The sequence below is a fragment of the Vulcanococcus sp. Clear-D1 genome (genome assembly GCF_014654725.1).
Classification (GTDB): domain Bacteria; phylum Cyanobacteriota; class Cyanobacteriia; order PCC-6307; family Cyanobiaceae; genus Vulcanococcus.
On record NZ_JACVZV010000018.1, the window covers coordinates 16,778 to 30,645 of the forward strand.

A 13,868-nucleotide genomic window follows, 5' to 3' on the forward strand; every position below is an offset into this window, starting at 1 on the left:
CTGGGAAGATGTTGGCATGGAAGGCACCAGGCTGATCCTGCACGCCCCAGGCGCTCCGGGCCTGCGCTGGTTTGGTCTTGGTCCGACCTGGAAACCAAGCCGCGGGCTCTACAAACTGCAGCGCCTGCTGAATCAACATGCCTTTTGGGCCCAGGGACGCTCAATCAAAGAGCTGAGACGCATGCTGCGGGGCAGTGCCGCCGTAGCCAGCCTCTGGCAAGGAAAACGTCTGGTGGGCTTTGCCAGAGCCACCAGCGATGGGATCTACAGAGCCGTGCTGTGGGATGTGGTGATCCCAGAAGATCTGCAGGGAAAAGGATTGGGAAGGCTATTGGTCGAAGCCCTGATGAGCTCACCACAGCTGCGCGATGTGGAGCGGATCTACCTGATGACAACCAACGGAGCGGGTTTCTACAAACAGCTGGGCTTTCAAGAGGTGGCAGGCCAGCGGCTGATGCGACGCGACAACTGAATCCTCAGCCAGGCAGGGCAGCCATCAAGCTGCCCATCTCGATCGCCTGCAGGCCGTAGCTCCAACCCAGATTGCTCTTGATGCCAGCGCGCTCAAGGGCCTGCTGCATGGTGTCGGTGGTGAGCACACCGAAGATCACCGGAACGCCGGTGTCACGGCTCACCGAAGCCACGCCTTTGCTCACCTCGGCCACCACCACATCGAAATGGGGTGTGTCGCCGCGGATCACAGCACCCAGGGTGATCACCACTTGATAGCGGCCACTGGCAGCCAGCTTCTGCGCCACCAGGGGGATCTCAAAGCTGCCGGGCACCCAGGCCGTATCAAGCTGGGTGCTGGCGGCGGAGGTATCGATGCCGTGGCGCGACAGGCAATCGAGGCAACCGCTCAGCAATTTGGCGGTTACCAGGTCGTTGAAACGAGCCACCACAATCGCAACGCGCAGCGACTGGGCACCAACGAACTGGCCTTCAAAAACGGTCACGCGGACTGGCCGTGAACTCGTCTCACACTACGAAGAAGCTCATGCCCCAGTTCACCAGCACCAAAGCCACCCAGGCGAGACCACCCAACAGGATCAGACGGTTGGAACGGCCGCTGGTGTCTTCACTGGCGTAAAGCACGGGCACCGCCACGATCAGGGCGAACGACATCACCACCAAAGCCAGAACCGTGAGGGTGTTGAGGATCGTCATGGAACAGCGGCGGCGCCGGCCGAGCAGTTGAGCGATTCTCCCACGCGCGTTCATGGCGAACGGCGCCTGCGCGAGGGTTCCTTCACATGTTGTGGCCGGTGAACGCCAAAACGGCCCACCTACGATCAGGCACCCGCTCCTGAGCCTTGACCGCGTCTTCCCCGCAGCAGCCGGAACTGGCCCTGCAGGGAACGCTGTTCGGCCTTGAGCCCGTTGATTCAGCGCCCCAAAAACGGGGCCAACAAGACAGCCAGAGATCAGCTGCATCCGGCGAAGCCAGCTGCGATCCACTGGATGAAGCCGCCCTAACCGAAGATGCCAACCGCCGGCCGCGGCAACGCCAGCAACCGCAAGCAGCCGCCGCCGAGGACGCCACCCCAGAGACCCCAGGCGCCGATACCTTCGACTCCGACCTGCCCCCCTGGCACCACCACGGCCTGGTGGAAGCGGAACAGCTCACGCCGATGCTGCGCCACTACGTGGAGCTCAAAGCCGCCCATCCCGAGCGGGTGCTGCTCTACCGCCTGGGCGACTTTTTTGAGTGCTTCTTTGAAGACGCCATCCAGCTCTCGCGCCTGCTGGAACTCACCCTCACCGGCAAGGAAGGTGGCAAGGCAATCGGACGGGTGCCCATGGCCGGCATTCCCCATCACGCCGCTGAGCGCTACTGCGCCGAACTGGTGAGCCGCGGCCTCAGCGTGGCCCTCTGCGATCAGGTGGAAACCACGCCCGCCAAGGGAGCCCTACTCAAACGCGAAATCACCAGGGTGCTCACCCCGGGCACCGTGCTCGAAGAAGGACTGCTCAGCGCCCGCCGCAACAACTGGCTCTGCGCCGTGGTGTGCGAGCAGTCGCGCTGGGGGCTGGCGGTGGCCGATGTGAGCACCGGCGAATTCCGCGTGACGGAACGCGATGGCAGCGATCAACTTCACCAGGAGCTGCTGCAGGTGGACGCCGCGGAGGTGCTGTGGCCGGGCGACGGCGAGCCCGCCTGGTGTCCAGATGCGCTACGGCTCACCCCCCTGCCCCGCACACCGTTCAGCGCCGAGGAAGCACGGGTGGCACTGCTGGAGCGCTTCCGGCTGGCCAGCCTCGATGGCCTCGGGCTGGGCGAGATGCCCCTGGGGATGAGAGCCGCCGGCGGTTTGCTCCGCTATCTCGACGACACCCAACCCGGCAGCGCGGTGCCCCTGGAGCTGCCCACTACCTGGCAGGCGGGCGATCAGCTGGTGCTCGATGCCGCCACCCGGCGCAACCTGGAGCTCACCCGCACCCAGCTAAATGGCGGGTTGCAGGGCTCCCTGCTCTGGGCCCTGGATCGCACCCACACCGCTATGGGCGGCAGGTGCCTGCGCCGCTGGATTGAAGCGCCCCTGGTGGACCGGATCGCAATCCAGGCTCGGCAAAACGGCGTGAGCGAGCTTGTCCACAACCGCCGACTGCGGGTGGCCTTGCGCCGGCTGCTGCGCCCCATGGGGGATCTAGAGAGGCTGGCCGGCCGAGCGGGTGCCGGCAGCGCCTCAGCCCGCGACCTGGTGGCCCTCGCCGATGGCCTGGAGCGGCTGCCGCAGCTGGCCAGCCAAATCAGCGCAGCCCAAGCCACAAGCCCGCCGCTCTCAGCCCTGGCACGCTCCTGGCCCGAACTCGATGCCCTCGCCACTGAACTGCGCCACCAACTGCTCGACACCCCGCCCCTGAGCCTCACGGAAGGAGGCCTAATTCACGACGGCGTCGATACCCAGCTCGATGGCCTGCGCAACCAACTCGACGACCAGGAGGCCTGGCTCACCGAGCAAGAGGCCGCCGAGCGCAGCACCAGCGGCATCAGCACCCTCAGGCTCCAATACCACCGCACCTTTGGCTACTTCCTGGCGGTGAGCAAGGCCAAGGCCCGCAGCGTGCCGGAGCACTGGATCCGCCGCCAAACGCTGGCGAACGAAGAGCGCTTCGTCACCCCCGAACTGAAAGCCCGCGAGGGGCGCATCCTGCAGCTGCGGGCACGGGCCGCCCAACGGGAATACGAACTGTTCTGCGAGCTGCGCGGCCGCGTGGGAGAACAAGCTGGCCCGATCCGCGCTGCCGCCCGGCTGGTGGCCGAACTGGATGCGATCGCGTCACTGGCGGAGGTGGCCGCGACGAGCGGCTACTGCAAGCCGGAGCTCACTAATCCGGACGGTCCGGAGGCGCGTCTGCTTCAGATCGAAGCCGGCCGCCATCCGGTGGTGGAACAACTGCTGGTGGAGGAACCCTTCACCCCGAACGACATCCAGCTCGGTTCAGCCACGGGCTCGCAAGCTGCTGGCCATCCCGACCTGATCGTGCTCACGGGCCCCAATGCCAGTGGCAAGAGCTGCTACCTGCGCCAAACGGGCCTACTGCAACTGATGGCCCAGATCGGCAGCTGGATTCCAGCCCAGAGCGCCCGGCTGGGGATCACCGATCGGATCTTCACGCGGGTGGGAGCCGGCGACGATCTGGCCGCCGGCCAATCCACCTTCATGGTGGAGATGGCCGAAACCGCCAACATCCTTCACCACGCCACAGAGCGCTCCCTGGTGTTGCTGGATGAGATCGGCCGCGGCACCGCCACCTTCGATGGCCTCTCGATCGCCTGGGCCGTAGCGGAATACCTGGCTGATCAGATTGGCGCCCGGAGCGTGTTCGCCACCCACTACCACGAGCTCAATGAGCTGGCAGATCAACTGCCCAACGTGGCCAACGCCCAGGTGCTGGTGGAAGACACCGGCGAAGAGCTGCGCTTCCTGCACCGCGTGGTGAACGGCGGCGCCAACCGCAGCTACGGCATTGAAGCGGCACGGCTAGCCGGTGTACCCCCAGCCGTAGTACGGCGAGCCCGCCAGGTGCTGGGGCGAATCGAGGCCAACAGCCATGTGGTGGTGGGGCCAGCGGCCGCCTGATCAGTAAGCCGCTTGATCCAACCAGGCTCGCCGCAACAAAGCGTTAACGGCTGCTCCCACCAAACCAGCTCCCCCACGGCTGCCCTCCAGGCGGATCTGGGGTAGAGGGCTCTGCGCCAAATGACGCTTGCTCTCTGCAACGCCAACAAAGCCCACCGGCATGCCAATCACAAGAGCGGGTGGCGCGGTTTGCCCCGCAGCCACCTGGTCCAACAACAGCTCCAGAGCCGTTGGTGCACTGCCAATCAACACCACGGCACCTGGATGGGCCTGCAGCGCCTGAGCCATGCCAGCAGCAGCTCGGGTGCTGCCCTCAGGCGCTTGGGGAGGCGCCCAATCCAGCACGCTGTGCACGGCATTGCCGAAGGTGCGCCGGGCCATCGGAGCCACAGCAGCGGCCGCCATGGCGGTGTCCGTGAGGATCGCAGCACCAGCTGCCAACGCCTGAAGACCAGCAACACAGGCCCCTTCTGAGAAGCGCACGTCTTGGGCGAGGCTCAGATCACCGCTGCTGTGGATCAGGCGCAACAACACGTCTTGCTCCACGGGCGACCAAACCTCAAGGTGGAACGCGTGGGGTGCAGAGGGATCGGCTAGAGCGGCACGAATCAGCCGAATGCTCTCGCTGAAAATCGGATGGTCAAAGCTGGCCCGGGCTTCAGCCACACCGGAGCCTCCCAGAGAGATCCAGGCAGCTTGATCGTTCGCTGAGCACCTGAAGCACTGGCCGGCCCGATCAACAACGCGACCGGCACGCACTCCAGAGATCCACCAGAGGGATCGGATCAAGCATCCACAGCAAGCACAGCTCCGTTCTCCTTCTTTCCTACCGTCTGTACAGAACCCTGAACACGGCGCGAACGATGCAGGACACCCCCCTTGGCGTTGAAGAAGCGCGCCGTCGCCTGCCGGAGCTCTTGGAACGCGCATCCGCTGGCGAGGCGTTTGTGATCCAGCGGCACAAAAAGCCCATGGCCGCTCTGGTGCCCATCGGTGGCCAGCCGCCCAACGATCCCCTGGAGCGACAACGCCAGATCCAAAGCTTGATGAGCCTGCAGGGCAGCGGCCGTGGCTGCTGGGATCCCAACCAGCGCCACCCCGCCAGACCCGCAGCCACGGCTCCGGACCTCGTTCAACCCCTCGACTCCTCTAACGCGTTCAGCCCAGGACAGCTGGTACGGGGCAGTCGCATTGCCCTGGATGGATCGGCGCTGGTGGCATTCCTGGCCGATGCCAAGGGCACAGGGAAATACCTTGAACCAATCATGCAGGGCATCGCCCAAGGCACCTGGCAGGGCGTGATCAGCAGCGTGAGCCTGGCGGGAGTGTTGGAGGGTCCCCTAGCGCAAGGCGATGAAGCCCTGGTCCAGCGCTACATCACTGCATTCGCTAGAGCCCAGCAATGGCGGCAGGTACCCGCGGATGGTGCTCTCGTGCTCGCCGCAGCGCGGCTGCAGCGGCAGGAACCGCAGCTCGAAGCGATCCAAGCCCTGGAACTTGCCACCGCCATCGCTTCGGAAGCGGCTGTGTTGGTGACCGATCACCCCGCCCTCGCCCAGACTGGCCAGCACCCGGTGCTCAGCGCCCTGCGCCTCTGATGCCCATCCATTTGCTCTGGGGCGACGACGAAGCAGCCCGCACCCGGGCGGTGGAGCACCTGATCCGTGAGCACACCGATCCGGCCTGGCAAAGCATCAACCTGGCCCGCCTCGATGGCAACGACACCAGCCAGGCCACGCAAGCCCTCGAAGAAGCGCGCACACCTCCCTTCGGCGGCGGGGATCGGGTGGTGGTGTTGCAACGCAGCCCATTCTGCAACCAGTGCCCAGCGGAGCTGGCCGAGCAGCTGGAAGCCTCCCTGGCCCTGATCCCCAGCAGCTGCCATCTGCTGCTGGTGAGCCATGGCAAACCCGACGCCCGCCTGCGCACCACCAAAGCGTTGCAAAAACTGGTCAAGGCGGGCAAAGCCAAAGAACAAAGCTTTCAACTGCCCGCGGTGTGGGATGGCGCCGGCCAGGTGGAGCTGGTGCAGCGCACCGCCCGGGAGCTGGGGCTCAGCCTGGAGCCAGCTGCTGCCGAAGCCCTCAGCGAAGCGATCGGCAGCGACAGCGCCCGCCTGGCCAGCGAACTGGAGAAGCTGGCCCTCTATGTGGGCGCACAACCGATCACAACCGCGGCCGTCGAAGCCCTAGTGGGCAGCCACGCCACCAACGCCCTGCAGGTGGGCGATGCCCTGCTCGCCGGCAAGCCCGCCGAAGCCGTGGCCTTGGTGGATGCCCTGCTGGAGGCCAACGAACCAGCGCTGCGGATCGTGGCAACCCTTTGCGGGCAGATCCGCGGCTGGCTGTGGGTGAGCCTGCTGGATCAACAGGGCGAAAGCGATGTGAATGCCATCGCCAAGGCCGCCGGCATCGGCAACCCCAAACGCATCTATGTGATGCGGAAGCAGATCCGGGGTCGCCCGCCCGCCCGCTTCCTCGCCCTGCTGCGACAGCTGCTGGAGGTGGAAGCGGCCCTCAAGCGCGGCAGCGATCCGGGCGATGCCTTCCGGGATGGTTTCCTTCTCGCAAGCTGAAAACGCGATGAGGGCCGTACCCAAACCAGCGACCACCAAGGCGGCGTAGGACAATCACGCGTTAACGCTGTATCCGCGCCGGCGCCGGCGCCCATCGCTATGGCCCTGCTGGTCCAGAAGTTCGGCGGCACTTCCGTGGCCGATGTGGAGCGGATCCAGGCCGTGGCCCAGCGCATCGCTGCCAGCCGTCAGGCCGGCAACGATCTGGTGATCGTGGTGTCGGCCATGGGCCACACCACCGATGAGCTCACGGGGTTGGCGCGGGCGATCAGCAGCAACCCCCCCCAGCGGGAGATGGACATGCTGCTGGCCACCGGTGAGCAGGTGTCAATCGCACTGCTGGCGATGGCACTCAACACCCTGGGGGTGCCGGCCGTATCGATGACCGGCCCACAGGTGGGCATCCTCACCGAATCAGCCCACGGCCGCGCTCGCATCCTCGAGGTGCGCACCGACCGCCTGCAGCGCCTGCTTGGCGACGGCAACGTGGTGGTGGTGGCTGGATTCCAGGGCACCAGCAGTGGCCTGAGCGGCCTTCCCGAGATCACCACCCTGGGCCGCGGGGGCTCCGACACCTCGGCCGTAGCCCTGGCAGCGGCCCTCGGCGCCGATGCCTGCGAGATCTACACCGATGTGCCGGGGGTGCTCACCACCGACCCGCGCAAGGTGGCCGATGCCCAGCTGATGGACACGATCACCTGCAACGAGATGCTCGAGCTGGCCAGCCTCGGCGCAGCGGTGTTGCACCCACGGGCCGTGGAAATCGCCCGCAACTACGGCGTGCCCCTGGTGGTGCGCTCCAGCTGGAGCGATCAGCCCGGCACCCTGCTCACCAGCGATGCCGCCAGCCGCCGCGGTAGCGGCGAGGGCCTCGAGCTGGGCAAACCCGTGGATGGCGCCGAACTCGACACCGACCAGGCCGTGCTGGCCCTGGCCCATGTGCCCGACCGCCCCGGAGTGGCAGCCCAGCTGTTTGAAGCGCTTTCAGCCGCGGGTCTGAACGTGGATCTGATCGTGCAATCCACCCACGAAGCCGACACCGCCTGCAGCGGCGATCATTGCGGCTTCACCAATGACATCGCCTTCACCGTGGCCGAGGCGCAACTGGATCGGGCTCAGCTGGTGTGCCGCGAGGTGCTGGCAGCCATAGGACCCGGCGCCGAAGGCGCCACGATCAGCGCCGAGGGCGGCATGGCGAAGCTGAGCATCTCGGGCGCCGGGATCATGGGTCGCCCCGGAGTGGCCGCACGCCTGTTCGACACCCTCGCCAAGAGCGGCATCAACCTGCGCCTGATCGCCACCAGCGAAGTGAAGGTGAGCTGTCTGGTGGCTGGCCATCAAGGCAATAAGGCGCTGCAGGCGGCAGCCCAGTGCTTCGAGCTCAACGAGCGGCAACTCCATCTCAACCCACCTCCCTCCGGCGCCGGCGAACCGGAAGTGCGCGGCGTGGCCCTGGATCGCGACCAAGCCCAGGTGGCCGTGCGCCGGATCCCCGACAAGCCTGGCACCGCTGCCGCGGTGTGCCGCGTGCTCGCCGATGCGGGCATCAGCCTCGATGCGATCGTGCAATCGGAGCGCAGCCACGGCTCCGGCGATCAGCAAAGCCGCGACATGGGCTTCTGCCTCAAACGCGAGGAACTGGAGCGGGCCCGCACCGCCCTGCAACCGCTGCTCAACCAATGGCCTGGCGCCAGCTTTGAAGAAGGCATGGCCATCGCCCGCGTCAGCGCCGTGGGAGCCGGCATGCCCTGCACCGCCGGCACAGCCGCCCGCATGTTCCGCTCCCTGGCGGATGCGGGCGTGAACATCGAGATGATCGCCACCAGCGAGATCCGCACCAGTTGTGTGGTGCCGGAGAGCGATGGCGTGAAGGCGCTGCAGGTGGTGCACGCGGCCTTTGGCTTGGGCGGTGCAGTACAGCATCAGGCCCAAGGCACTGAAGCGCCGGCGTGAATCAGACCGTCGCCGCGATCCCCTTGGGCTCGAGCATCAGCTTGCTGCCGCTGACGCTTTCATCCATCTCGATCGGATAGGCGCCGTCGAAGCAGGCGGTGCAGAAGTGGCCAGCGTTGGCCTGGGCGGCTTCCACCATGCCCTCTTTGCTCAGGTAAGCGAGTGAATCCACGCCCAGATGGGCGGCGATCTCCTCGAGGGTGAGGCGGGCGGCGATCAGCTGATCCTGGGTGTCGGTGTCGATGCCGTAGAAGCAGGGGTGGGTCACCGGCGGAGAGCTGATGCGCATGTGCACCTCGGTGGCACCGGCATCGCGTATGGCGGCTACGAGCTTGCGACTCGTGGTGCCCCGCACGATGGAGTCGTCGATCACCACGACGCGCTTGCCAGCGAGCACATCCGGCAGGGGGTTGAGCTTCACGCGGATGCCGGCTTCGCGCATGGCCTGGGTGGGCTGAATGAAGGTGCGGCCCACGTAGCGGTTTTTGATCAGGCCATCGCCGAAGGGGATGCCGCTGTACTGCGAATAGCCAATGGCTGCCGGGATGCCGGAATCAGGCACGCCGATCACGATGTCGGCCGCCACCGGAGTTTCGCGGGCGAGCACTTCGCCGATGCGCACGCGGTAGCTGTAGAGCGATTCGCCGAAGAAGCGGCTATCGGGCCGAGCGAAATAGATCATCTCGAACACGCAGAGCTTCGCGGGTTCGGTGATCCAGCGGCTTCGGCTGGGCTCGGAATCACCGAGACGAAAATGCATGAGCTCGCCGGGCTCGACATCACCGTCGAAGCTCGCACCAATGATGTCGAGTCCGCAGGTTTCACTGCTCACCACCCACTGGGCCTCGCTGGGCTCACCCATGTGGCCAAACACAAGCGGGCGGATGCCATGGCCATCGCGGAGGGCGTAGAGCCCCTCCGGCGTGCCGATGACCAGGCTGAACGCACCGCGGCAGCGGCTGGCAGCCTCGCGAATGGCGGCTTCCCAATCAAGACCTTGATTCACCGCATGCTGGATCGCGAAAGCGATCAGCTCCGAGTCGGTGGTGGAGGTGAACTCCACCTCGGGGATGTCGGCCGCAATCGCCTCGCGCAGTTCGCCGGCATTCACCAGGTTGCCGTTGTGGGCGAAGGCGAGGGGGCCGAGGCGGGTGTTGAGCAGCACTGGCTGGGCGTTGCAAGCCTTGCTGCTACCGGTGGTGGAGTAGCGGTTGTGCCCAATGGCCAGCTGGCCGGGCAGACGCTCCAGCACGCTCTGGTCAAACACCTGGCTCACCAGGCCCATATCCTTGTGCATGCGCACCTTGGGGCGCGCTGCCTCGCCGGGATCGGCATCAAACACGGCAATCCCCGCCGACTCCTGGCCGCGGTGTTGCAGGGCGTAGAGGCCGAAATAGGTGAGGTTGGCCACCGGCTGATCCGTTGCCAGCACAGCGAACACGCCGCAGGCCTCTTCCGGCTTATCGGGGCGCTCGGGGTTGAAGGCCTCGGATGAGAGCTGTTGAGTCGTGGAACGCAGGACGGAGTGCACGTCGGTCACCGCAGTTCCCACCTTCTGGTTTGTTTCAGCATTTTGCATCAGTGCGGCCTTTGTGCTGGGGCGTTGGACGGGCAGTCGGAGCGCTCAGGCGGTGGGCGGCAGATCCACGCCCATCCGGCGGGGGATGGCCTGCTCGAACTGGGCCTCCAGCTGGGCCACCGGCAGCTGCACCAGTGGTTGACCGGCCTGTTGGATCTGCAGCTCCGCCTCTGCGGCCACCACACCAAGGCACTGGGCGGGCACGCCAGCCGCATCGAGGGCCTGCTGCCAGGCGGCGCCCTGGGCCGGAGCGACGCTCACCAGGATGCGGGCCCCACCCTCAGCAAACAGCAGTCGATCGATCCGAGCAGCGCTGGCGGGAATCTCCAGGTGGGCACCGAGGCCGCTGGCGATGCAGCTCTCTGCGGCAGCCACCGCCAGGCCGCCGTCGCTGAGGTCGTGGGCGGAGCGCACCAGACCAGCCGCGATCGCCTGGCGCAGGAAGCCCTGCACTGAGCACTCGAGCTGCAAATCAATCTCGGGCGGGCGCCCTGTGACGGCTCCATGCACCCGCTCCAGATAGCTGCTGCCGGCCAGGCTCAGGCGGGGATCGGCGGGAGCCTCTCCTGCCTCCAACGGCACCCCAAGCAGCCAGATGGCATCGCCGGCTTCGCGCCAGGCCTGGCCGCGCACATGGGCCAAATCGTGCACGAGGCCCACCATGCCCACCACCGGCGTGGGGTGGATCGGCTGCATGCGCCCATCGGGCAGGCGGGTTTCGTTGTAGAGGGAGACGTTGCCGCCGGTGACGGGCGTGTCCAGCGCGGAGCAGGCCGCGGAGAGGCCGCGGCAGGCCAGGGCCAGCTGCCAGTAGCCGGTGGGGGTTTCGGGGGAGGGGAAGTTGAGGTTGTCGGTGACGGCGAGGGGTTCGGCGCCCACGCAGCTGAGGTTGCGGGCGGCCTCGGCCACCGCCGCCATACCGCCGCGCTCGGGATCAAGGGCCACCCAGCGGTTGGGGCAGTCCACCACCGCGGCCACGCCGCGGCTGGCCTGGGCCAGCGCGCCCTCGCCCTGCTGGGGCCGCAGACGCACCACGGCCGCATCGGCGCCGCCGGGAGGCACCACGGTGTTGGCCTGCACTTGGTGGTCGTACTGCCGATAGACCCAGCGCTTGGAGGCGATGGTGGGGTCGTCGAGCAACTCGAGCAGGGCCTCGTTCCAGCTGGTGGGTTGGCCGGATCGGGCGCCGCCCGCGGGGGTGATGCCAGCGGCGGTAGCGGCGGGCAGTTCGGCTTCGCTCCAGCACCAGTGGGCCTGGATCTCGGCAGGGGGTTCGCTGATCAGCTCATGGCGGTTGATCGGCGTGTCGTCGGCCAGGGCGCTGGCGGGCACCTCGGCGGCCACCTCGCCGTTCTGGAGCACGCGCACGATGTTGTCTTCCAGCACGCGGCCCACCACAGCGGCCTGCAGGCCCCAGCGGGTGAAGCGATCCATCAGCGCCTGCTCGCGGCCGGGCTTCACCACGAACAGCATCCGCTCCTGGGATTCGCTCAGCAGGAACTCGTAGGGGGTCATACCGGCCTCACGGGCCGGCACACGATCGAGATCCAGCTCGATGCCCAGTCCACCTTTGGCGGCCATCTCCGAGCAGCTGCAGGTGAGTCCGGCGGCGCCCATGTCTTGAGCAGCCACCACATCGCCGGTCTGGAAAGCCTCGAGGCAGGCCTCGATCAGGCCCTTCTCCAGGAAGGGGTCGCCCACCTGCACAGCGGGGCGATCATCAAGGGAGGCCTCGGTGAGCTCGGCGCTGGCGAAGCTGGCGCCGCCCATGCCGTCGCGGCCGGTGGTGCTGCCCACATAGACCACGGGGTAGCCCACGCCCTCGGCGCCGGAGCAGACGATCTGCTCGGTTTCCATCAGCCCCAGGGCCATGGCGTTCACCAGCGGGTTGCCGGAGTAGCTGGCGTCGAACGCCACTTCACCGCCCACGGTGGGCACGCCCACGCAGTTGCCGTAGTGGGCGATGCCGGCCACTACGCCCTCCATCAAGCCCACATTGCGCTCGTCCTCCAGGGGCCCAAAGCGAAGGGCATTGAGCAGGGCGATGGGCCGGGCGCCCATGGTGAAGATGTCGCGCAAGATGCCGCCCACGCCCGTGGCCGCTCCCTGGAACGGCTCCACAGCCGAGGGGTGGTTGTGGCTCTCGATCTTGAAAGCCAGGCGCTGGCCCTCGCCCAGGTCCACCACCCCGGCGTTCTCACCGGGGCCCACCAGGATGCGCGGGCCGGTGGTGGGGAAGCCCTGGAGCAGCGGGCGCGAGTTGCGGTAACAGCAGTGCTCCGACCACATCACGCCGAACATGCCCAGCTCAGCGCGGTTGGGGGCGCGGCCGAGGCGGCGGCAGATCTCGTCGTAATCCGCCTGGCTGAGGTTCTCCTTCTTGAGGGCTTCGGGAACGGAGTACTCGGGAGCGGCGACCACGACCTACGGAGCAGATCAGTCCAGTCTCGCTGAGCGACTCACCCGAGGTCGCCGGTGTAGCTGGCGGGCAGACCGACGGTGAGATCGCGAAGGTCGACCAGGCTCAAGTCGCCGCCGGTGTAGACGGCTTCCAAGCGATTGCCCACATAAATCCCTATTCCATCGAGCTGGCTGTAGGCGGTGCTGTTGATCGAGGTGGACCTGAAGCGCAGCCGGCGTGTGGAGGCGCCAAGAATGCCCACATGATCCTCCGAACCGAGCTCGGCGATCGCATCCACAGTGCCCTGGTTTCGACGGGGCCTCTTGGAGCCATCACGGCTGATCAACAACCAGTCAGTTGCCTCATCGGCGCTGCTGAAGAACTGGTTGCTGCCTAGATCACCCCAGAGCTCGTCGGCTCCTGGTCCTCCTGTAAGGGTGTCGTTGCCGAAATCCCCCAGGATGAGGTCGCTACCGGAGCCCCCAATAAGCGCGTCGTCGCTGCTGGTACCAATCAGCTTTTGGAACAACACTGGGGGCTGTGTGTCAGCGCCAGGGGCTTCGCCCCAGATCGCCTTGAGGGCCGCTAAATCATTGTTGCTGAACCAGGTGGGCCATTGATCAGCCCAGGGCGATCGATAGGCCATCAACGTCTCTTCGGGATAGGCACTGAGTGAAGAGTTGGCGCTCACAAATACATCCCCATCGGAGCTGTCGAAGGGATGCTCCAAGCCCAGGGTGTGACCCAGCTCATGCAAGGCGGAGAAATAGAAGTAGTCGCTCTCGTCGTTGAAGGCGGGCGTATTGAGCATCACCTCCCAGAAATCGCGCTGAGGTGTGTCGTTAAGGAGGGCGATGCCTAACGTGACGCCACCGCTATCTCCGAGGTTGATCTCACGATCGAGGTAGAAACGCACATCCGCTAGAGCGGGATCTTGAACCAAGCGAAAATCAAGGTTGATTTCAGCGTCTAACCGCTCAATTGAAGCCGTTAAAAAGCTGTAAAACGCATCCTCCATCGCGAGGGTCTGAATGGTTTGGGGGCCATAGCCACCGCCATTCACCGCCACCGGTCCGGCCGGACGATGCAGGTAGAGGTCCAGCACTCCATCAGTCACCACCTGCTGCTGACTGAAATCCCGAAAATCAGGTGCGATCAGCTGCTCGGAAGGAATCGTGCGAATGGAGCTCTGAGCCAAGGCATGGGACAAGCCCAGGGTGGTGGTGTCACCTCCAGCCAGGAAACACCTGTAACACACTTGATCTGCAGCAGCCT

Annotated in this window: 11 protein-coding genes; 5 read left to right on the forward strand and 6 right to left on the reverse strand. The window is 66.2% G+C overall.

All coding sequences use genetic code 11. The annotated features are described in order from the left end of the window. The first annotated feature begins 16 nt into the window (after positions 1-16). Positions 17-472 carry a GNAT family N-acetyltransferase gene (locus H9532_RS06940; protein WP_296366876.1) on the forward strand — a complete coding sequence of 152 codons (456 nt, stop codon included), beginning with the start codon at positions 17-19 and terminating at the stop codon, positions 470-472. A 4-nt stretch (positions 473-476) separates the two neighbouring features. Here H9532_RS06940 and ribH read toward each other — a convergent pair whose 3' ends face one another. Together ribH and psbZ are read right to left on the reverse strand one after the other, a co-directional pair. Continuing rightward, positions 477-956, reverse strand: a complete 480-nt coding sequence (gene ribH / locus H9532_RS06945; protein ID WP_296366878.1) for a 6,7-dimethyl-8-ribityllumazine synthase — start codon at positions 954-956, stop codon at positions 477-479. A 22-nt stretch (positions 957-978) separates the two neighbouring features. Next, the gene (gene psbZ / locus H9532_RS06950; protein WP_010312528.1) at positions 979-1,167 is read right to left on the reverse strand and encodes a photosystem II reaction center protein PsbZ; all 189 of its coding nucleotides are present in this window, start codon (positions 1,165-1,167) and stop codon (positions 979-981) included. Between the two features lie 146 nt (positions 1,168-1,313). Here psbZ and mutS point away from each other — a divergent pair, with 146 nt between their 5' ends. Next, the gene (gene mutS, locus H9532_RS06955; RefSeq protein ID WP_296366884.1) at positions 1,314-4,085 is read left to right on the forward strand and encodes a DNA mismatch repair protein MutS; all 2,772 of its coding nucleotides are present in this window, start codon (positions 1,314-1,316) and stop codon (positions 4,083-4,085) included. On the opposite strand, the gene H9532_RS06960 is transcribed toward mutS, so the two are convergent. Further along, positions 4,086-4,751 (reverse strand): precorrin-8X methylmutase, encoded by a 666-nt coding sequence (locus H9532_RS06960; RefSeq protein WP_296366887.1) that lies wholly within the window; start codon positions 4,749-4,751, stop codon positions 4,086-4,088. Positions 4,752-4,948: 197 nt separating this feature from the next. Between H9532_RS06960 and H9532_RS06965 the strand changes: the two genes are divergently transcribed. The 3 genes from H9532_RS06965 (at position 4,949) to H9532_RS06975 (ending at position 8,613) form a co-directional block, all read left to right on the forward strand. Next, on the forward strand, positions 4,949-5,683 hold the full coding sequence (locus H9532_RS06965; RefSeq protein ID WP_296366889.1) for a type II toxin-antitoxin system Phd/YefM family antitoxin: 735 nt from the start codon (positions 4,949-4,951) through the stop codon (positions 5,681-5,683). Further along, complete coding sequence (holA, locus tag H9532_RS06970) at positions 5,683-6,660, forward strand: DNA polymerase III subunit delta (RefSeq protein ID WP_296366891.1); 978 nt, start codon at positions 5,683-5,685, stop codon at positions 6,658-6,660. The genes H9532_RS06965 and holA overlap by 1 nt, the downstream gene beginning before the upstream one ends. Before the next feature lie 99 nt (positions 6,661-6,759). Then, complete coding sequence (locus H9532_RS06975) at positions 6,760-8,613, forward strand: aspartate kinase (protein ID WP_296366893.1); 1,854 nt, start codon at positions 6,760-6,762, stop codon at positions 8,611-8,613. Position 8,614: 1 nt separating this feature from the next. On the opposite strand, the gene purF is transcribed toward H9532_RS06975, so the two are convergent. The 3 genes from purF to H9532_RS06990 are packed head-to-tail and all read right to left on the reverse strand — an operon-like array spanning position 8,615 to position 13,791. After that, the gene (purF, locus tag H9532_RS06980) at positions 8,615-10,192 is read right to left on the reverse strand and encodes an amidophosphoribosyltransferase (protein WP_296366895.1); all 1,578 of its coding nucleotides are present in this window, start codon (positions 10,190-10,192) and stop codon (positions 8,615-8,617) included. A gap of 45 nt (positions 10,193-10,237) precedes the next feature. Then, the gene (purL, locus tag H9532_RS06985; protein ID WP_296366897.1) at positions 10,238-12,613 is read right to left on the reverse strand and encodes a phosphoribosylformylglycinamidine synthase subunit PurL; all 2,376 of its coding nucleotides are present in this window, start codon (positions 12,611-12,613) and stop codon (positions 10,238-10,240) included. A gap of 38 nt (positions 12,614-12,651) precedes the next feature. Further along, positions 12,652-13,791: a M10 family metallopeptidase gene (locus H9532_RS06990; RefSeq protein ID WP_296366899.1), complete on the reverse strand. Its 1,140-nt coding sequence runs from the start codon at positions 13,789-13,791 to the stop codon at positions 12,652-12,654. Positions 13,792-13,868: the final 77 nt, after the last annotated feature.

Excerpts from the sequence above, each read along its gene's own strand:
- H9532_RS06975 (WP_296366893.1), top strand. The coding sequence starts at position 6,760 with ATGGCCCTGCTGGTCCAGAAGTTCGGCGGCACTTCCGTGGCCGATGTG.
- H9532_RS06940 (WP_296366876.1), top strand. The coding sequence starts at position 17 with ATGGAAGGCACCAGGCTGATCCTGCACGCCCCAGGCGCTCCGGGCCTG.
- purF (WP_296366895.1), bottom strand. The coding sequence starts at position 10,192 with ATGCAAAATGCTGAAACAAACCAGAAGGTGGGAACTGCGGTGACCGAC.
- psbZ (WP_010312528.1), bottom strand. The coding sequence starts at position 1,167 with ATGACGATCCTCAACACCCTCACGGTTCTGGCTTTGGTGGTGATGTCG.
- H9532_RS06965 (WP_296366889.1), top strand. The coding sequence starts at position 4,949 with ATGCAGGACACCCCCCTTGGCGTTGAAGAAGCGCGCCGTCGCCTGCCG.
- holA (WP_296366891.1), top strand. The coding sequence starts at position 5,683 with ATGCCCATCCATTTGCTCTGGGGCGACGACGAAGCAGCCCGCACCCGG.